This window comes from Flavobacterium flavipigmentatum, from assembly GCF_020911905.1.
Classification (GTDB): Bacteria; Bacteroidota; Bacteroidia; order Flavobacteriales; family Flavobacteriaceae; genus Flavobacterium; species Flavobacterium flavipigmentatum.
Genome location: NZ_CP087133.1, coordinates 2743531 through 2762237 on the forward strand (window position 1 = coordinate 2743531; position 18707 = coordinate 2762237).

The window sequence follows — 18707 nt, forward strand, 5'->3', positions numbered from 1 at the left end:
CTTGTTAATTATATGTCTGTAAAATAATATATTTACATTTTTTTAACAATAAATTTACGATTATAGTTAATAAAAACTTAATTATTTTACTATAAATATTGTGTTTTGTTAAACTCTATTTTTATAAGTATTTTAAGATTAAAATAAATTAGCTTTGAATATTAATACTGTTAATATTTTGTAAAGAGCCTTAAAGTCAACCTTTTAACTAACCTAAAAAAACTAATAAATGAACAAAATTAAATCAATTTTAGCCCTGTCGTGCATAGCGCTAACGCTATTTTCTTGTAACAAAGAAGATGAATTAACTCAAACAAATCCAGAGTCTACTAAAGTAACACAAGATGTGTTAAATAAAATTAGTGCACTCTCATTGAATAACAAAGACGTTCAAGTGATCAAAAACACTAAGTTAGATGGCACTACCGAAGATGCTTTTTTGATCGAAGGATGTATTGTTATGACCAAAGATCAATTAAATAAGATGGATCTTCATGGTGGTATTACAACAGAACAATACCGTACTACCAATTTAGTATCTGCTCCAAGAACTATCAGAGTTGTTGGATTGTCAGGCACAGGTACATCAGCATTGTCTACAAACATGCGTAACGGATTGCAAGCCGCAATAAACAGATACAATAGTTTAGGATTATCTATCAACTTTACTTTAACTTTTAGTTCAAGTACATCAGGAGCAAATATTGTCGTAAGAAGACAGACTGGTTCTGCTGGTGGAGTAGCTGGTTTTCCTTCTGGAGGAGCTCCTTATAATTCAGTTACACTATATTCTGGACTTGATAGTTATACTACAGGAGTGAATGCGCACGTAGCTGCACACGAGATTGGCCACTGTATTGGTTTACGCCATACAGACTGGTTTAGCCGTCAAAGCTGTGGATCAAATCAAAGTGAAGGAACAGCAGGTGTTGGAGCGGTTCATATCCCGGGAACTCCTACAGGATATGATTCAACTTCTTACATGAGAGCATGTTTCGGTTCAAATGAAACCGGAGCTTTTAATGGTAACGATGTTACTGCTCTGAATTATTTATACTAAAAGATGAATTAAGGTTCTCTTTACAAAATATAAGAGGCTGTCTCATACTGTATGAGACAGCCTCTCTTTTTATGTAATGATTCCTATTGTAAAATCGTATGACGAAGGTTCTGTTTTTTTATTCTTTTAGAATTTCTTTTTTTATCGTTGTAAATGAATAGTATATTTGATTTGTAGATCACATAGTTATTTAAATGCGCCATAAATGATAAAAATCAGAAAATAATTTTATTGCTTCCCAACCTTTTCTTTAAAAACAATCTCTATATAAATAGAAAACATTTTGAATGATTTTAATTTTAAAAAATAGAGTATGAAAAAGAAATTCACCTTAGCAATAACCACTCCCTGTTCTGAAAATTTTGATAGAATGATTCCTAATTCAACAGGTTCTTTTTGTGATTCCTGTGCTAAAAATGTAATTGATTTTAGTAAAAAAACGAACTCTGAAATATCTAAATTTATTGCAGATAATAAAGGTAAAAACATTTGTGCACGAATAAAATCTACACAGTTGGAGGAAGAATTTGAATACAATGAAATGTCTAAAATTAATACTCTTAAATATGCTGCAATTGCGGCTTCGGTTTTACTAACATCCAATGTTGTTGGACAAGAAAAAGAGCCTGTTAAAATCGAAGTTATTTCTCCAGAACCTAACAATCATATTGTGGGTAAAATTGCCGTTAATCACCAGATTGAAGAGGAAGTTTCGATCATTGTAAAAGGAAAATTATTAGATTCTAAAACAAACAAACCTTTAAACAATAAAACATATCCCAACTTACTGCTAACTATAAATAATTCGCCAACTCCTTTCAAGGTCAATGCAAAAACTGGTGAATTTGCTATTCCATTAAAAATTTTAAAAAACAGTAATAATCTTAGTATTACTATCGTAAGCGGCGATTATTATTTTTCTAAAACAATACCGTTTGACATAAAATGGGTTAAAGGAAATGTTTTACAGCAAAATATCATTATTGCAACAGAAGAATTGTCTAAAGTCATGATAATGGGAGGTTTGGGTGTGAATTATATTGATAAAAAGGGGAGTGGTGAGCTATGAAATGTTCTTATAGACTGAAAGCCTTCTGAAATACGGAAGGCTTTTGTTTTTTTAACCTATTAGAATAACTACGAATGGGACTACTAGCGGTGCTATGATGTACTTTGTGATTTAATACACTATACTGAGAAGTCTGTAAGTTTAAAAATAACGGCTACAGATTAAAAATCTTTGCTATTTTAGGTTGTGACCCAGGCGCACTATCGGGTACTCGCTATACATAATCACTAGGGTAGGAGAGTTGATATTTTCGAGTATATGCCGTTACGTATGCCAGTTTGACATTCTACTTTTTTAGCTCATTTCTCCGTCACTCTTCCGTCACGTCTCCGTCTGAAATTTATTTTGATGTTTTAGAGTATTTGCTCTTTTTCTGTCAGATTGTCAGGGATATCAGTAGCTTGAATCGTGATTTTATCACCAGCTAGATCTGTATTTTCTGCAGTAGCAGTGTAGATCCAGTCGAGACCATTTGTACTTATTTTGGCGTTGCCTTCTTCTACCAATGTCCCATCGGCATTTTCTATAATTACTTTTACGGTTGCTACCTTAAAGTCGTCTATTACTTTTATACCAATGCTGTCTCCTTTTTTGCCCGTGTAAAGCGATAGATTGATCTCTTCTATTTTTGGAGCGTTTAACATATCGGCGACCGCTATATTGTAGGCACTAATATTATTTTGAGGATCTGCATTGGCTTGATACATCGCTTTGGTAGCAGCGTCTTTTATGGCCACTTTTGCATAAATAATTGCTTCTTGAAATCGTGCAATGTGCTGCTTTTGTTTTTCAGTGGGTGCTCCCGAGCGCTCTTTAGGTGCTTTAGAAACGATTGTTTTACTTCCGCGTTGGCTAAACACGATAATGTCGCCTACCTTACCACTTAATCCGTGCGTGATAATGTTGTTTTTACTTTCTGCCATGGTTCCTTTTCATTAATGGTTTGTTAATCAAGCAAATGTATAATTATTTTTTTATTATTATACTATTTTTCTTATTTTTTAACTATTGTTTTGATTTTTAGAACAGTATAACCAAAAGGCTTGCACCGGCGTGGGGGTAAAATTAAGAAATAAAAAAACAGAAGTATTTGTTTTAAGAAATGCTTCTGTTTTAGTGAGTCGCGTTGCAAACGCTACGATTTGTTTTTTTAATTTAGGTAGTACTCGTTGCAAACGAGCACCAGCGGGGGGACGAGCTGGGCGTTTTTTTAAATTCTATTTAACTTAAATATTATATTTAGGCTCTAAATTTTCTAATCTAAATTTTAATTTTTCAAAGTAAGTGAGGTACTCATCTGCCATAGATTTAAGAAGAGATTTAACATACAATAGTTTGTTCTCATATTTTTCATCATTGCAAAGTTTAGATATTATTAATCCTCTAAATAAAAATTCAGGACCGCCAGCTAATAATTCATTCCAATATTTTCCGTCATGCTCTAATTTATCCATTTCTTTTAAAACGTTAGGTAAATAAGTGAATTTTTTAATAAATTCTTTACCTTCTTTTTCTAAGTAATTTATGATCCAATTAGTGAAAAAATCCAACTGTTCCTGTGTTTCTACATTGTACCCTATACCAGATTGATATCCTTCAGGCATTACTGAGATTTTATCTTCAATTGTAATTAAGAAATATTTCTTATTATCTAAAGTCGAATAATCCTGATTAGGAAGTTTTATTTCAAACATTATCTCCTCAACAACATTAAGAGTTAATCTTACTTTTGAAAAATCTATTTCTCCCACGTCTTTAAAATTAAAAAAGAATGAGATAGTGTGGTCTTTTTCTTTTAAGACAAATGTAGGATCTAATCCAGTTTTTACTAAGTAAAAATCTTGTGTTTTTAATAATTCTAACAATTTTGAAAAGACAAAATCTTTTTTATCTGATTTTTTCATTTTACGCTGATTATTTTATTAATGGTTACATTATCAATCATATCTGTTCCTGCATCAGAGATTTTAAAAATTTTATCTTTCGTTATTTTTAACGGTCCTTTAGTGACATCCAACCCCGGGACATTATATTTAATTTTCATACTATCATCACCATTAATGATTGCACCAAAGCCTTCTTTTTGCCTTTTTGTCAATGCAGTACCTTGGGAAAGTTTATTTTCAATAATAATTGTATCTTCTATTTTTCCAAGTGCATTCTTCTTAACTAATAGGACATCTGCTTTCATAAATCCTCCAGTAGTCACAAGAGGTACTTCTGTTAATACATCATAGAGCTTAAGCTCATCTGCTGTTAATCCTAGTTTTTGAGCTAGGTCTTCAAATAATTTACCAGACTTTAGTTTTATCGCATCTGTAATGTTTTTGCTTAAACGATTACCTGTTGCAACAACTTCTCCAAAATTAGATATTTTTGAACTTCTGTTTATCCAGCTTTCTAATTTTTCTTTAGAAGCTGATGATGATGTCAATTCTCCAATTTCATCTGCGAAATTTTCGTAGTCACCTTTAGTAAATTTATTTTTATGTCCAACTATTGCCTCCGCATATCGACTGTCAGAATTTAACAATGTAACAAAATCACTGTCACAATCGTCAAGAAACTTACTAAGAGTTGCCCCAGCTTTGTCATCAGTAAGCTGAGCAATAAACTTTTGAGCATCTGGAGTTATTTTTTCAAATTTTTTAAGATATGTTGCGTTTTTTAAAGCGTAAGTACTTCCTCCATCATACAAACGTTGATAGGTGCCCATCCCATCTTTGCTCTCATCTATAAATTTTTTAAACTCAATACTTCCCGTTTCAAAATCTTTTTTGAATTGCGTAAACCAGCATTGTGCGTGAATACTACAAATGCTCAAGAAGTTTATTAATAAGCAAATAAATATTTTTTTCATTTTAGAAATGTTTATTGACATAAGATTGTTGTTGGATTATTTTTTCTAAATTTTTTCCATCCGTTTATCAATTCAGAATTTTCTTTTGATAATGCCTGTAATATCTCCTCACTAGGGTTTGCAAAATCTTTTATAAATTGTTCACGTAAATTTACAGGAACTTTTTCTGAAATTTTTTCCATTTGTGTAATTAAGGCGGCTGCTTCATCAGCTTTTACAATTTGTTTTTCAAAAGAAACAATTCTCTTTTCAAATTCTTCTGCTTCTTTAGCACTTTTCAATTCGGCTCTGGCGGCTCTAAATTCTTTTACAAGTGGTCCGCCTAAATCTCTTAAGGCTAATAAACCATTAGGAATAGATAATAATAACCCTGCAATTCTGCATTTTCTTGCAATATCTGGTGGTAAATGTTCTTCAAGACCAGCATCAAGAAGTAAGTTTGCACCTGAACCTATCAGATCTGCACTTACAATTATTTTTCTTACCCAATTACCCGCTGTGAAAAATATTTTTATTTCTCCTGCGCCAGTAGCGAATAGCACACCATCAACTAACAGCCATGAAGTTTTTTGTAATTGTTCTGTATTTGCATTATTTATTAATGCATAGGCAACAATAGCAGGAACTAATACGATATCTCCTTTTGGATGATCAACACCATTAAAACTCATTTGGCTTGCAAATTCAACAAAAACTAACTGATTATAAGGTACAGTTAAGAAATTCTCTTTAGATACAGAATATCCCATAGCATTATAGCTGCTGCTTGTTGGATAAGTAGTGTAAGTATCTTTACTAAATTTTATATTTTTAGAATCAATAGATCCATCAGATGTTTCGTTAAAGAAAATACTATTATCAATTTTTATAATTTTTCCTTCGGCAATAGCAGTTTTAGAGTCTGCGACTGTTGGATCTATTGATGGAGATATTCCAGCAACTGTTGTCATAATTTTGGTAAAGTTTTCTTTTCCAAGGAAATTATCAAATTTACTGTCTAAAGTTTTTAGACCAATATCATTTATTAGTAAGTTTTCAAGTTTAGTAATTTCTTTTTTTGTAAACGATGCTATTAATTTAATGATCGCATCTTCTTTACTTTCTACAACAAATCCTTTAATTAAGGTTTTTATAGCAGTTTCTTTTTGTTCAGGTGTTCTTTTTTCTAATTGAACTACGCTTTCTTTTTCCACCTGTGTTACAATTTCTACTTCATTTTTTTTCTGTATTTCTGCCCAGAAACCATCGCTATCTGTTATCTGTATTTGTATGAATGTAGCAAACTGCCTGTACATTATTTTAAAATAATTATCAAGATTTACTTTGTTTAGATAATCAGTTCTTAATTGTGCATTTTCTTTTTTATCTAGAAAATAAGTCCATTGAAAAGCTTTTTTTATAATAACTCCTCCTTCACGCATCCCGTTATTTTCAGTAATGTGCTCAGGGTTTTCCCATTTCTTAATGTCAGTAAATGCATCAAATGCTTCAGGATAGTTTTTTCGTATTTGTGCAATTTTTAGAATATAAAACAATTCAGGCTTTTCGCAATAGTTCTTAGTCATATCTGCAGTATCCTGGTCGTAACTCCAGCGTAACCCTTCATCTGATAATTTAAATGATTGAGATATTTTTAGTCCTCCTGACACTAAAGCTGGATTACTTGTAGAAAAAGGAACAAAGGGAAACGCATCAATGGCTGTTATGTTGGCTTTTGCATTTGCATTTGTATAAGTTGATAAATTTGATTTTTTAAACTTATAAGTTTTACCATCCGCGCCACAGGGTATAAAAGCAATAACTCCGTCAATTATTGTTGGTTTTATATCTGGAAATTGGTATGGTGTCCCTTTTTCATCTTTGTATTTACCATCATTAAAACTTATTGTATACACTGTTCTTGTTCCGTTTGTATTAATAATAAAACTTTGAAGAATTCCCGGTGCTTGTTCTCCACTTAATTGATAGTCACTTGTTCCATAATTAAATAATATTTGTTCTAATGTAGCTTTATTTAAGGTTACGATTTCCCCATGATATGAAAGAAAAGAAAAACTTCCTTTAGTCTTATCTTTTGAATCTTTATCTAAATTTAAAAACTTGTCGTCAAGTACTGTCCAGTAACTTTCGCCTTGCTGATCCCCCTGAATAAAAGGATACAACTGCAATCCGGGCGCATGAAGAACTTGCCAATCGTTGTGGCTTAATACAACACCTGTACCATAATCCATTAATAAATTGGTTGTTGTAGACGTGTTGTATTCTGTAAAAGGATGTTGTAAACCAAAGACTCCATGACCAAGTTCGTGTGCTAAGGTGCGAACAATATTGTTTTTATTAAATATAAAACCATACTGGCGCTTTAGAGGCATGAAACCTAGTATATTCGATTTGTCTGATGGAGCATCAGTATAAATTATATAGTAAGTATCTTTTTTGTAATCTGCGCCTAATTTTTGTTTTAAGTTGGCCGTTATTTGCTGTTGTTCGTCTGTGTAAGTAGCTAATAAACCACTTTCGCTAGTTTGTATGCTTTCACCCCAAATATTATCTAAGGTTACATCTATGGTATTTACATTGAAAGTTATTCCTGCAGGCTCATAAATTTCGTTTAATTGCTTCTGAGCATTGCTTGGTATCGTAGCTTTATTAACACTTACCAAGGTCACATTCACTTTTTTATTGGTCAAATGCCACAAATCAATAGTTCCTGCAATATCATATTTTCCTGCTGCTTCCTTAGGATCTTTAGGCGTTGCTGGTTTTACAGTTGCAATGATCGTTTCTTTAGCAAAATCTAAAGTCTTTTTCAAAGTTAGCGTTGCAACATTGTCTTTCCAGGCAATTTGAGTACTGTCTATTGCGGTACCATTTTGGGTTTTAAAGACAAGATCTTTCTTGGTTTTCCCATTTTTAAAATCTACTGTAGCCACAACAACATCAGTGCTAGGGTTGTCTGATATCGCTTTATAATTTACTTTGTAAGTGCCACCGCTTTTTTGAGGAATGGTTTGATAGGTTTTAGTCAGGCTTCCGTTTTCGGTTGCTGGTGCAGTATCAAAGGCATATTTTCCATCTCCTTTAGAGAAAACCACGTTTACATCTGCAGAAGAAATCTCGGCTACGTCGCCGCCAGATCCCATTCCGTTTGTGTTTTTAGAAGTCGGAATTCCGCCCGGAGCTAATTGTCCTGTTTGTTTAATATCTCCGGCGAGAGCATTGGCAGGAACAGCAAATTGTTTTCCGTCTTTATCTGTAATGACTATATCATTTACCGTTTTCTCTATAACAGAAGTTACACCTGTAGAACTAGTAACTGTTATACTTCCATCAGGATTCTTTACAACAGATTTTATAGATAAATCATACTGATGATTGACAACATTACCGGCATCACCAAAAGCATCATTTACGACACCATCTAGATCAGCCATCCCTTTCCAATCCGGATCATAACTAGCTACAATCTCACCTGAAATTAATTTAAAATCGGTATTGACTCCGATATTATTAAAGGTGATTCGGATACGGGAGAACTGCCCGATGTTTATTTTTTCCCCGCCTAAAGCATCTGCGGCATCTATTAGTTTTCTAAATTTTTCTAAGAAAGGAAGTGTTACATACCCTTCTCCGGTAAAGTTGCCGTTGTTTCCTGTTGCTTTTAAAACTACAATAGGAAAATCTCCTGCGGTAACAACATCGTTTGGAAAAAGCTGAGGTAAAGGGTTTTTGTTGGCCAAATCCTTTGGGTCTGGCTTGATTCCGCAACCTGCAAAAGCAATTTCGTCTTGTGCAAGTGTCGTAAATTCGTGAATGGTGCTGTGGATATATTTGCCCACATCACAAGAAGCTCCTACGGTATATTCGTAGGTAGCATTGGGTTTTAAGTTGCTAATGGTTGCAGATTCTCTGGGTGTAACGATCTTGTACCACTCTGAGTTGGCATTTTTTTCGCGATAATTGACCTGATAATCATAATTATCAATATTGCCACTCCAGGTTACCTTGGCTTGATTTTCGCTCACGCCAGTGGTTGTGATCGATAAGGGAGCTGTACAAGATACTTCGTAGTTAAAAGAAAAAATTTCGCTATAACCATTGTTTTTAAATACTCCAATTTCTTCGGCGCCTAAGATGGCTTTTGCTTTTATGCGCCAGGCATATTTTTTGCCCGGTATAAGCTGTGGCTGATTGATGCCATACTGCAGCGTTGTATTTCTGGTTGTAGTGGTGTATAAAGGCGGAGAATAAGCAAAAGCATTTTGAACAGGTGTATAATTGTCCCAAATTTCTACCAAAGAAAACTCATATTCTACGTTGCTAACATTGATACTTCTTGGTGTCCAGCTGAATACAATGTTCTGAATATTGGACTGCATTATAGAAGCATTATTCAAAGGCAAGTTTAAGAACGGAGGCTCATTCTGGAAAATAATAGTGGTGACACTCGTTTTTTTAGACAGCTTTTTGTTGGTAGCAAAATCATATACCTCAACAGAAAAATTGTAAATTCCTTCCGGCAAAGGCTGCGCGTACTGATTTGGATTTAGACCCAGTATGTTTTGAAATTCAAAATAAGGTGCTAAGTCAACATTGGTAAGTTGTAACGGAAAACCTCCCTCAAGATATAAGGGTCTTGCGCCTACAACAAAATCGTTGGTAGCAAACGAAATAGAATTGCCCTGAAAATAGAACTTTAATCGCACTTGTCGGTTCGAGATCGTCAAATCGTTTAAAGCCACTTGTATTTTAATCGGGCTATTTATGGTTGTCGCATCGGCATAGTTACTCAAGTAAATAGGAGAGGGCTGCGTGATTTGAGTGCTAATTGTAACAGGAAATGTCTGTGCGTGGCCACTCCATCCTATAAAAGAGCATACAATAAAAACAAGAAGGTGTAGTTTTTTTAGCATTTTGGGTACTTGCGGTTTATCCATTATTTTTGGTATTACTATCTTATTACTGTCTTTCGACTTTAGTTTTCTACAGTTTTATTTCTGAATATGTTTTAAATCAATATCATCAATAGTGGCATTTTTAACGGCCAGATCATGATAAAACGGAATCATTTTTACCTCAATAATATCTACTATTTCGGTTGCTGATTTTTTGTCTTTTATTAATTTAAAAGCTTCTTCAATTTCTTGAATGCTAAAATTAGCTGCATATTGGTTTTGTTGTATTTCGCTTGACGGAATTTTCGATAATGCCGAAATTTCGCGATACATCCATCGATGATGCATTAATTTATCACGGTTATTATTGCTTCTTTCAACTAATTTCAAATACGATTTATACGCAGTTTTATTGGTTACATCTGCTTCTTCTTTGCCATTTAAGGCATGATTATTTACTCGGCCAACAGCAACTAGATAATCATTTTCAAGACTTTGGTCTTTACTAGCCATATCTTTTTCTAATTTCTGAGAAGCTTCTGCCAGATATTCATTGTATTTTTTTAGTGTTTCAGCGGTTGCATCATAAGCTTCGAGATAATCCAGTACTTTTTCTTTAAACTGTTTATCATCAGGAGTTAGGGTAGCCAGTGTAAGCAAACGCTCCAAATTGGTGTTTTCTTCTGCGGGCAAAGGTTGTAGAGCCAACTGCATGTCTTTGAGCTGAGTTGCAATTTGATCACGACTTCCTTCGAAAACTTTTCCGTTAAAACTTATTTTCAGCGTTGGATTTACATCCTGATCTTCTTCTGTTTTAGGAGCCCTTTTAGGACGTAGCTTTATTTTATCAAAAGAATAGGTATAGGTCAGAGTTCCGGTAAAATCATTGTTCTTTTGAGTGGCTGAGTTGCTAAACAAGGAGATAAGACCCATATTAAAATTATGTTTTTGCATATAAATATACGATCCGTTTACTCTAAAATTGATTACATCGTTTTGCTTGGTTCCATCGTTATAACTGGTATTATAACTGGTAGAAGCAGAGGTTGTAAATTTTTTGTCAAAAAATAATTTTGTAGCACCAATGGTAGGGCCAAAGATCAAACTTTTGCCACTATCTGTTTTTCCGTAAGTGTTATTAATGGAAGCATTTATATTCAAATCTTTTTCGGGATAGCCAATGCTATAGGCTATTCCAGAATTGTAGTAGGTACTAGCGCCACCTTCAATTGTTTTTCCTTGTTGCTGATTGACGGCATCTTGCATCGAAAAATTAGCATTGATCGATTTTTTGATTCGTTTATCATTTTTTAATAAATAATTAATCGCAAGCGAAGCGTTTTGATTGACTTGTCTAAAATTTAAAGTATCGAGATAATCAAAATCAGAAACCTGATTGATGTAATCAAATTGGTTGCGACTGTTGGTATACGACTGAAAGTTAGAATAATTAATATTAAAATTAAGTTTTTCGCTGGCTCTGTAATCAAGAGTCAGTGCCGATACCAATCGTTTCATCTGACTTTCTTTTTGTTTGTCTAAATTGTCTTTTTGAAGTCCTAAATTGACAGACACAGAAACTTTGTCTTTATAAAGCGATTGCGAAGCATTTACAGTAATATTTTCTAAATCATTGTTGAAATAATAACCTCCGAGAGTTCTGTAATTAGGATCGATTCGTTCATATCCTAAGCCCAAAGTACCTTTTCCTGCAGGATAAACCAGCTGACCTTTGAAGGCATTATAACTCGCTGTTGTATTGTTCGGACTTAAAAACAAAGCAGCTATTCCTTTAGCTTTCGAACCATCAATTGTTCGGGTATCTTCGGTAATGCTACTGTTGGCAAATTCTGTAGATACTTGTAGCTTTTGAAAAAGTTTAAAACCGGTTTCAAAACTTATAGCGGTATTTTCTTTTGGAGCAATCCCTAATTCAAATGGAACTGGGTTTGTGATGGAGTTTATTTCGTCTTTAGCTTTAAAAAAGGTAACTCCTAAAGTTATTTTTTCTAAAGCATAATTGGTTTTAAATCCATAACCAAATCTTTTATAAGTAGGCAGCAAGTCAGGATATGCGCTGTTGTATTCGCTATTTTTTAATAATCTGCCGTACATCGCGCTAATTTTAAATTTTCCTTGCGGTGTTAAATCAACTCCAAAACCTGAAAATTGATGTCCGCTCAAGGTGTACGGAGAAAAAGTCATGCTTACATCTCCAATATGTGCCGTGATCCATTTGTAGGATGGGTGTATGCTCAACCGATTCATTAATACAGGTCGTTCATATCCAAATTTTTGGTTGGTGTATGAAAACGATAATGGAATATTGTAAAGCCCTGCTATGTTAAAATTAATATTTCCGTTTAAAAAGTAGCTGAATGGGTCTCTGGCTGCATTTCCAGAATAGAATACAGTATTGGCAGAGGCACCTCCGGATACGTTTACTAATTTTGCTTTTGCGACTTCCTGAACATTAAAGTTTTGTGCAAAACTCAATGTGCAGACAAAAAATGCTAGTATGTGAAATTTTAATCTTTTTAAAATCATCTTTTTTGTGCTATGAAAATCAAATCGACAGCGTTATTTTCTGCCGATTGATTGTCATTATTATTTGCTATTTGTTTTGAAAAAAATGAATTACTGAATGATTATTTTTCTCAATTTAGTTCCCTGTTGTGATTCAAAGAGAACAAAATAAATTCCTGAAGCAAGACCATTCAACTCAAAATTGAAAGAGTAATTATCTTTTCCTTCTTCATATTTAGAAGCAATCACCTGATTGTTGCTTAAGTTGTACACCTTGATATGTCCCGGCATTATTTTATCCAATGTTACATCTACAGTAAATTTTCCGCTTGACGGGTTAGGATAAATTTTTAGATCAAACTTTTTCTGTGCGTCCGTATCATCTGGATTTTGGTATTCACCTTCTGTAACCATGATAGTTTTGGTTTGAGTGGCTACACAATTTCCTTTTTTTGTAATGAGGGTAATATCATGTTCACCAAGTGTATTAAAACTTAATTCAGCATAATCCTTATTTTTTGAAATTATATTTGCGCCAGCAGGTAGTACCCATTCTAAAGAGTCTGGAATAGGATTACTAATATCTACTATGATGATTTTTTCGTTGAGAAATGCTTGAGATGACATAGCAAACTCAGCACTAATAGCAGTGCTTTGACTTCCTATTTTGATGGTATCTGTAGCCTCACAACCTAGTCTATTGGTTACAACTACGGTATAGTTTGCAGCCTCAGAAACCGTAATCATAGCTTTATTGCTAGTAAAACCTTTATCGGATGTCCATAGATATTTTGCTTGATCGTCGCTTATTGTAGCATTGATCGTTAGAGTCTGATCGAAACACAAGGTTACATCTTCACCAAGATCTATTACCTCTTTTGGAGGATTTTCAATAATGTACGTTTCATTGATGATACATCCTTTGTTATCTTTTAGTTCTAAAGTATAAGTACCCGCTTTAGCATTACTTAATATATTCGAAGTTTCGCCCGTATTCCACAAATAGCTGTAAGGAGCAATTCCTGCGACTGGAGTCACCACGATCGATGCATCAGAACCTCCAAAACAGGTTGGAATTTTTGTAATTTGAGTGGCACTTAAATGTGTTGGAGCCGTGATTGTAATTGTTTTAGTAATTGTACAACCATTGTTATCGGTTACGAGTAACGAGTAATTTCCGGGAAGTGTATTGGCTAAATTGGCAGTTTTTGCTCCCGTATTCCATAAATAGGTATAAGGTAAAGTTCCTCCTGCAATTGCCGATGTGATGGTCCAGTCATTACCATCGCCACAACGAACATACTCAGCAGAAAGTGAATTTGTTAAAGCGGCTGGTTCTGTAATGGTAATATTCTGACTTTGAATTGATTTACCGAAAGAATCTGTTGCAACTACATAATAAGTTCCTGCTTTTGCATTTGTTAAGGTTTCTGCCTGACCCACTATAACTGCCGGATTGCTGATTTCATACCACTTGTAATAATAAGTTGGGAGTCCACCAGTAGTGTTTGCTTTTATACTTGCGGTTGCATCTCCGTGACATTTTACGATATTAATTTGGTTTACCTCAATAAATAAAGGATCTACCTGATCTAAATCTCTTTTGGTAATTACGCAGCCTTTTGCATCGGTAACAGAAATAAAATATTGACCGACATATATGTTATAGATACTTGTATTTGAAGCCTTATTATTATCGGTATAAATCAAGTTCATGTCTTTATCATACCACTGGAAATTGTAGTTTGGAGTTCCTCCCTGAACAGTTACCGCAATACTGGCATCATCTACTCCTAATGCTGATGGAGGCGTTTTGACAATCTGACTCAAGTATAAAAGATCGGGTTCTGTAATTGTAACTTCTTCCGAAGTGGTACATAAATTATCATCGGTTACGGTTACGGTATAGGTTGCTGCTCTAAGGCCTGTTATAGCATTTTGATTGGTATTTTGACCCGTGCTCCATACAATGCTGTAAGGTGCAGTTCCTCCTGTAATTGTAATATTGATAGCACCATCCTGACCATTTTTACAGGAAACATTTTGTTGGGTATAATTAATTTTTAAAAGTGCTGGTTGTGCTATTGTAACTGGAGTTGATGTAAAGCTATTTCCAAAACCATCAGAAACTTCTAGTAAATAAGTACCAGCAAGTAATGCCTCAGAAGGATTGGTTGTTGATGCAACCACTGAAGGTGTAAGCTGATTGTACCATTTGTAAATATAGCTTTTATCGGCATCTAAAGTTCCAATTGGTGCTCCTCCTGTTATTGTTGCTTGAAGAACCCCTTGTTTATTGTTGAAACATTTTATATAATCGGTTTGAGTAATTCCGGTTATTAAAAGTTTGTCAGGTTGTATTAAAGAATATTCTTTAACAATAGTACAATTATTACTATCGGTCACAGTCAATTCATAAGTACCAATCTTTAATTGGTCCAATAATTTTGCGTTTCCAATAACTGTTGGGGAACCTTTTACTCTCCATGCATAAGTATAAGCGGGAGTTCCACCAGAAATTGAGACCTCTATTTTTCCGTTTGTGGTTTCGAAACCGCTTAAGTTTTTAACTTCAATATCTGTTATTATCAATGGTGCGCTAGGCTGTGTTATGGTAATGTTTTCTAATTTTGTGATACAATCATTATCATCTGAAATATAAATGCTATAAACACCAGACTTTAATGTTGCCAAATCTTCGGTTGTTGCATATACGGCGGCATCATTATCTTTTTTCCATTCGAAAGTATACGGTTTTGTTCCTCCGATCACATCGATATTGATAATTCCAGTATCATTTCCGAAACATAGAACATTTGTTTTATTGGTAAGCGATACCGTTAATTTTTCAGGCTGAATTAAATCGAGAACAGCAGAAGTTGTTTGCGCTCCCTGAGAATCGGTTACAATTACTTTGTATTGTTCAGCGCCTAAATTGCTTATTGTATTGCTATCTCCACCAATTATATCTCCTTTACTGTTAGACCATTGGTACGTGTAGCCTAAAACTCCTCCAATTACGTTCGCTTTAATCTCACCATTAAAATCGCCATTACATTGAATTGATTTTGTTTCGTTTAATGTAACAAGCAATTCCGGATTTTGAGTAACAGTAAAACTTCTTGTGGCTATACAACCTGTATTATCAGGAACTCCCGCTTTTGCATCGTGAACTTCAACAGTGTAAATTCCGGCTTTTAAACTCGAAATATCTTTGGTTGTTTTTAGGAATAATGGATCAAGATTGTATGTCCACTTGTAGCTGTAACCACTGTTTCCACCCGTTACAGGATTCAGTGCGATAGCTCCTGTACTTTGTCCAAAAATAGCAACTTTTGTAATGGTTGCATCAGGAATAATAATAGGTTGAGGTGCAGTAAGTGTAAAACTTACTTCTGTACTACACAATAGTTTATCTTTTATGATTATTTTATAAACTCCTGCAGATAGCGTACTTGAACTAGCAGTCGTAACTGCGGGCAATATTATTCCATTTTTATACCATTGATAGTTGTAAACACCATTATCTGGGGTTCCGCCAACTGCTGTTATAAAAGCAGTTCCGTCATTTCCGCCAGCACAATTAACGTTTGTAGCCGTAAAAGTTGCCGTAAGTGGTTGCGCAGGTTCTGTTAATTCATAATCTTCATAAGCGTCTGGATTTACACCATCTTTGACAATAATGCGATAGGTTCCGAACTCCCGATTTGTCAGCGATGGATTTGTTTCTCCGTTTAGAATATTTGCTATTGCACCGTTCATTTTATACCATTGGTAGTCGTAATTTCCAAAACCACCAACTCCTTTAATCGTAATGCTTCCACTTGTATCGCCTTTGCAATACACATTTACTTTATCAAGAAGAACGATACCTAATGCATCCAAAACTATTTCGGCACTAGGTTCTGTACAATTATTACCATCAACAACAACAACTTTATATTTTCCGTTGGATAAACCTGTTGTTTGTCCTGTTATAGGGTCTGTGTTTGGAGTAAAAGGATCTCCGTCTTTTGTCCAGTTATAGGTATAATTAAGCGTTCCGCCACTTGCTGTAACTTTTATAGTTCCGTCACTAGAAAGTGGAGTAGAGGGTTGCGTTTGTGTGATAGGATCAATGACTAATGGACTACTGGGTTCTGTAATCGTAACATTGCCTGTAACTGAGCATCCGGCTACATTTGCATCGGTAATAGTATATGTGTAAATCCCTGCGGATAAATTCGTTCTGTCTTTGGTAGTAGGACCATCATTCCAGGTAACTGTATAAGCACCTGTGCCGTTAATAATGTTTAAAATTATGGCTCCAGTTTCTTCACCAAAACATTTTACATGTGTTAAGGTTGGAGTAACAGTTATAAGTTTGTTTTGTTCTAATTCTTTTACAACTGATGCGACATTATTTGCTTGATCTTTAACAATTACTTTATAAAATCCTGCTTTTAAGTTAATTGCATTTTTTGAATATTGGTTAATAGATACAGGATTTGTTCCCGCTAAATCATCTGTTTCATACCATTCATAAAAATAAGTACGAACCATATTTGATGGTCCTATAGGATAACCTTCAACTGGATTTGCAGTTAATGTTCCAGTATTCTTGCCATTACATGTTATTTTATCTGGGTTTGAAATTGTAACTTCAAGTAATGCAGGTTGATTAACTATAAAGGTTTTGCTTGCCGGACAGCCTTTTGAATCACTTACATTTATGACATAGCTACCTGCAGAAAGCGTATTAAAATTTGTCATCGTAAATGGAAGGCCATTCCTTGTCCAGTTTTGCGTATAAGTATTACCGCCAAAGGGTGTTCCTCCAGAAATTCCATAACCAGTAATTTGCCCATTAGTCTCATTAAATCCTTTTGCATCAACAGCTGTCCCAGATATTAGTATGGCTGAAGGTTCTGTGATGGTTACAGCTCTTGATCCGTCGCCCTGAAGAGCACCAACCTGAGAATAACCCAATAAACTAGTAAAGAATAATAGTAGTAAGTAATATTTTTTCATCAGTATTTTGTGTTTTGGGTTGTTTAGTTTTCTATGCAATTATTACTATCCGTTATTCTTATATTGTAACTACCGTTTGGAATTGTCAATATTTGGCTTCCTTTAAATCCGTTCGCATCTGAAGTAAAGGGATTTGTAAATGGTGTTTTAGTTGCATTATTGATAGAATAGTAGTAGGGTGGTGTTCCACCTGATGCTTCTACTACTATTTCTCCATTCGCTCCATAACATGAAGGATTAGTAGTATTGATTATATATTTTAGTGCTTTTGACTGATCTACAAAAAAAAGGTCACTTAAGTTATCACTTGTTGGAGTAGTGTTATTATTTTGAAAAGTTTGATAATGCAAGAAATAATTGCCAGATTCTAGTCCAGTAAAGGTTATTTTTTTATTGAGAAATTCTGCTTTTGAAACGTTTTTTTCTTTCGGAGGAAGATTATTGCCATTTACTACTTGCGTTAGATTTAATAAAAATGTTTCATTATCAATCAAATCTCGATCAAAAGTAAAAGTAACTTGACCATCCTTACCCTGAAAACAAGAAGGTTTTATTATTTCAGGACTTCCAACTAAATTGGGAGAGCAAGGTATAATATTGTAAGAAACTATATTTGAATAAATTTCTTCTCCAGTAATTTCAGAATCGGAGTCGATTAATGCGCGAAAATTGATGTTTCCTGAATAATTTTTTAATAAAGGGAAATTTTCTTTAATAAAGTCGTAGTTTTCATTAAATCCGGTACTAATATTTATTTTATAAAAATCATTACCATTCGTACTATATTCCCAAAAAAATCTTTGAGCTCCTGTACACCCAACAGCAGTTAATGTTATTTTATTACAAAAAGAATTACTAACAACAGTGGGGGGTATTAAAACTTTATTACTCATTATTTCAAAAAAAGGAGCGTTTGACCAATAGTTACCATAAACAGTCCCTACAGCTTTTTGACAGTCATTTAAAGTCGTCATTAAGGAAACTGAGTAGCCATCTCCGCAAGGACCATTGCATCCTGTTGATTCCGTTTTAAAATCTGCGTAAATATAATAGTTAGGTTTTTCATTAAAAATCAGATATTGTCCAACTTCAGTAATTTGGCATAACCATTTTCCATCAAGAGATGTTATTTTATATTCAAAGTCATCTTCATAAGTATGAGTACCATCATGAAAATTCCAGCAACCTCCATAATTAGTTTTCATAATATACATTTGAGATTGCATATTGTTAACACAACTTAGAGAAAGAAAAAAAAGAAAGTAAAGTTTCTTCATAAATTATTGA

The 18707-nt window shown here is 34.0% G+C and carries 9 protein-coding genes; 2 read left to right on the plus strand and 7 right to left on the minus strand.

The annotated features are described in order from the left end of the window. Positions 1-229: 229 nt before the first annotated feature. Together LNP22_RS11995 and LNP22_RS12000 are read left to right on the plus strand one after the other, a co-directional pair. Positions 230-1060, plus strand: coding sequence for a M57 family metalloprotease (locus tag LNP22_RS11995; RefSeq protein ID WP_210665624.1), 831 nt, complete (start codon positions 230-232; stop codon positions 1058-1060). Between the two features lie 313 nt (positions 1061-1373). Continuing rightward, on the plus strand, positions 1374-2129 hold the full coding sequence (locus tag LNP22_RS12000) for a hypothetical protein (protein WP_229973656.1): 756 nt from the start codon (positions 1374-1376) through the stop codon (positions 2127-2129). Between the two features lie 353 nt (positions 2130-2482). Here LNP22_RS12000 and LNP22_RS12005 read toward each other — a convergent pair whose 3' ends face one another. From LNP22_RS12005 to LNP22_RS12035, 7 genes are all read right to left on the minus strand, one after another. After that, entirely contained in the window at positions 2483-3052 is a 570-nt protein-coding gene (locus LNP22_RS12005) for a hypothetical protein (protein ID WP_229973657.1), read from the minus strand. A gap of 303 nt (positions 3053-3355) precedes the next feature. After that, positions 3356-4033 carry a hypothetical protein gene (locus LNP22_RS12010; RefSeq protein WP_229973658.1) on the minus strand — a complete coding sequence of 226 codons (678 nt, stop codon included), beginning with the start codon at positions 4031-4033 and terminating at the stop codon, positions 3356-3358. Beyond that, on the minus strand, positions 4030-4989 hold the full coding sequence (locus tag LNP22_RS12015; RefSeq protein WP_229973659.1) for a hypothetical protein: 960 nt from the start codon (positions 4987-4989) through the stop codon (positions 4030-4032). The genes LNP22_RS12010 and LNP22_RS12015 overlap by 4 nt, the downstream gene beginning before the upstream one ends. An 11-nt stretch (positions 4990-5000) precedes the next feature. Further along, positions 5001-9926: a fibronectin type III domain-containing protein gene (locus tag LNP22_RS12020; RefSeq protein ID WP_229973660.1), complete on the minus strand. Its 4926-nt coding sequence runs from the start codon at positions 9924-9926 to the stop codon at positions 5001-5003. A gap of 54 nt (positions 9927-9980) precedes the next feature. Beyond that, complete coding sequence (locus LNP22_RS12025) at positions 9981-12431, minus strand: TonB-dependent receptor (protein ID WP_229973661.1); 2451 nt, start codon at positions 12429-12431, stop codon at positions 9981-9983. Positions 12432-12521: 90 nt separating this feature from the next. After that, positions 12522-17420 (minus strand): T9SS type A sorting domain-containing protein, encoded by a 4899-nt coding sequence (locus tag LNP22_RS12030; protein ID WP_229973662.1) that lies wholly within the window; start codon positions 17418-17420, stop codon positions 12522-12524. 23 nt (positions 17421-17443) lie between these two features. Next, positions 17444-18625 (minus strand): SprB repeat-containing protein, encoded by a 1182-nt coding sequence (locus LNP22_RS12035; protein ID WP_229973663.1) that lies wholly within the window; start codon positions 18623-18625, stop codon positions 17444-17446. Positions 18626-18707: the final 82 nt, after the last annotated feature.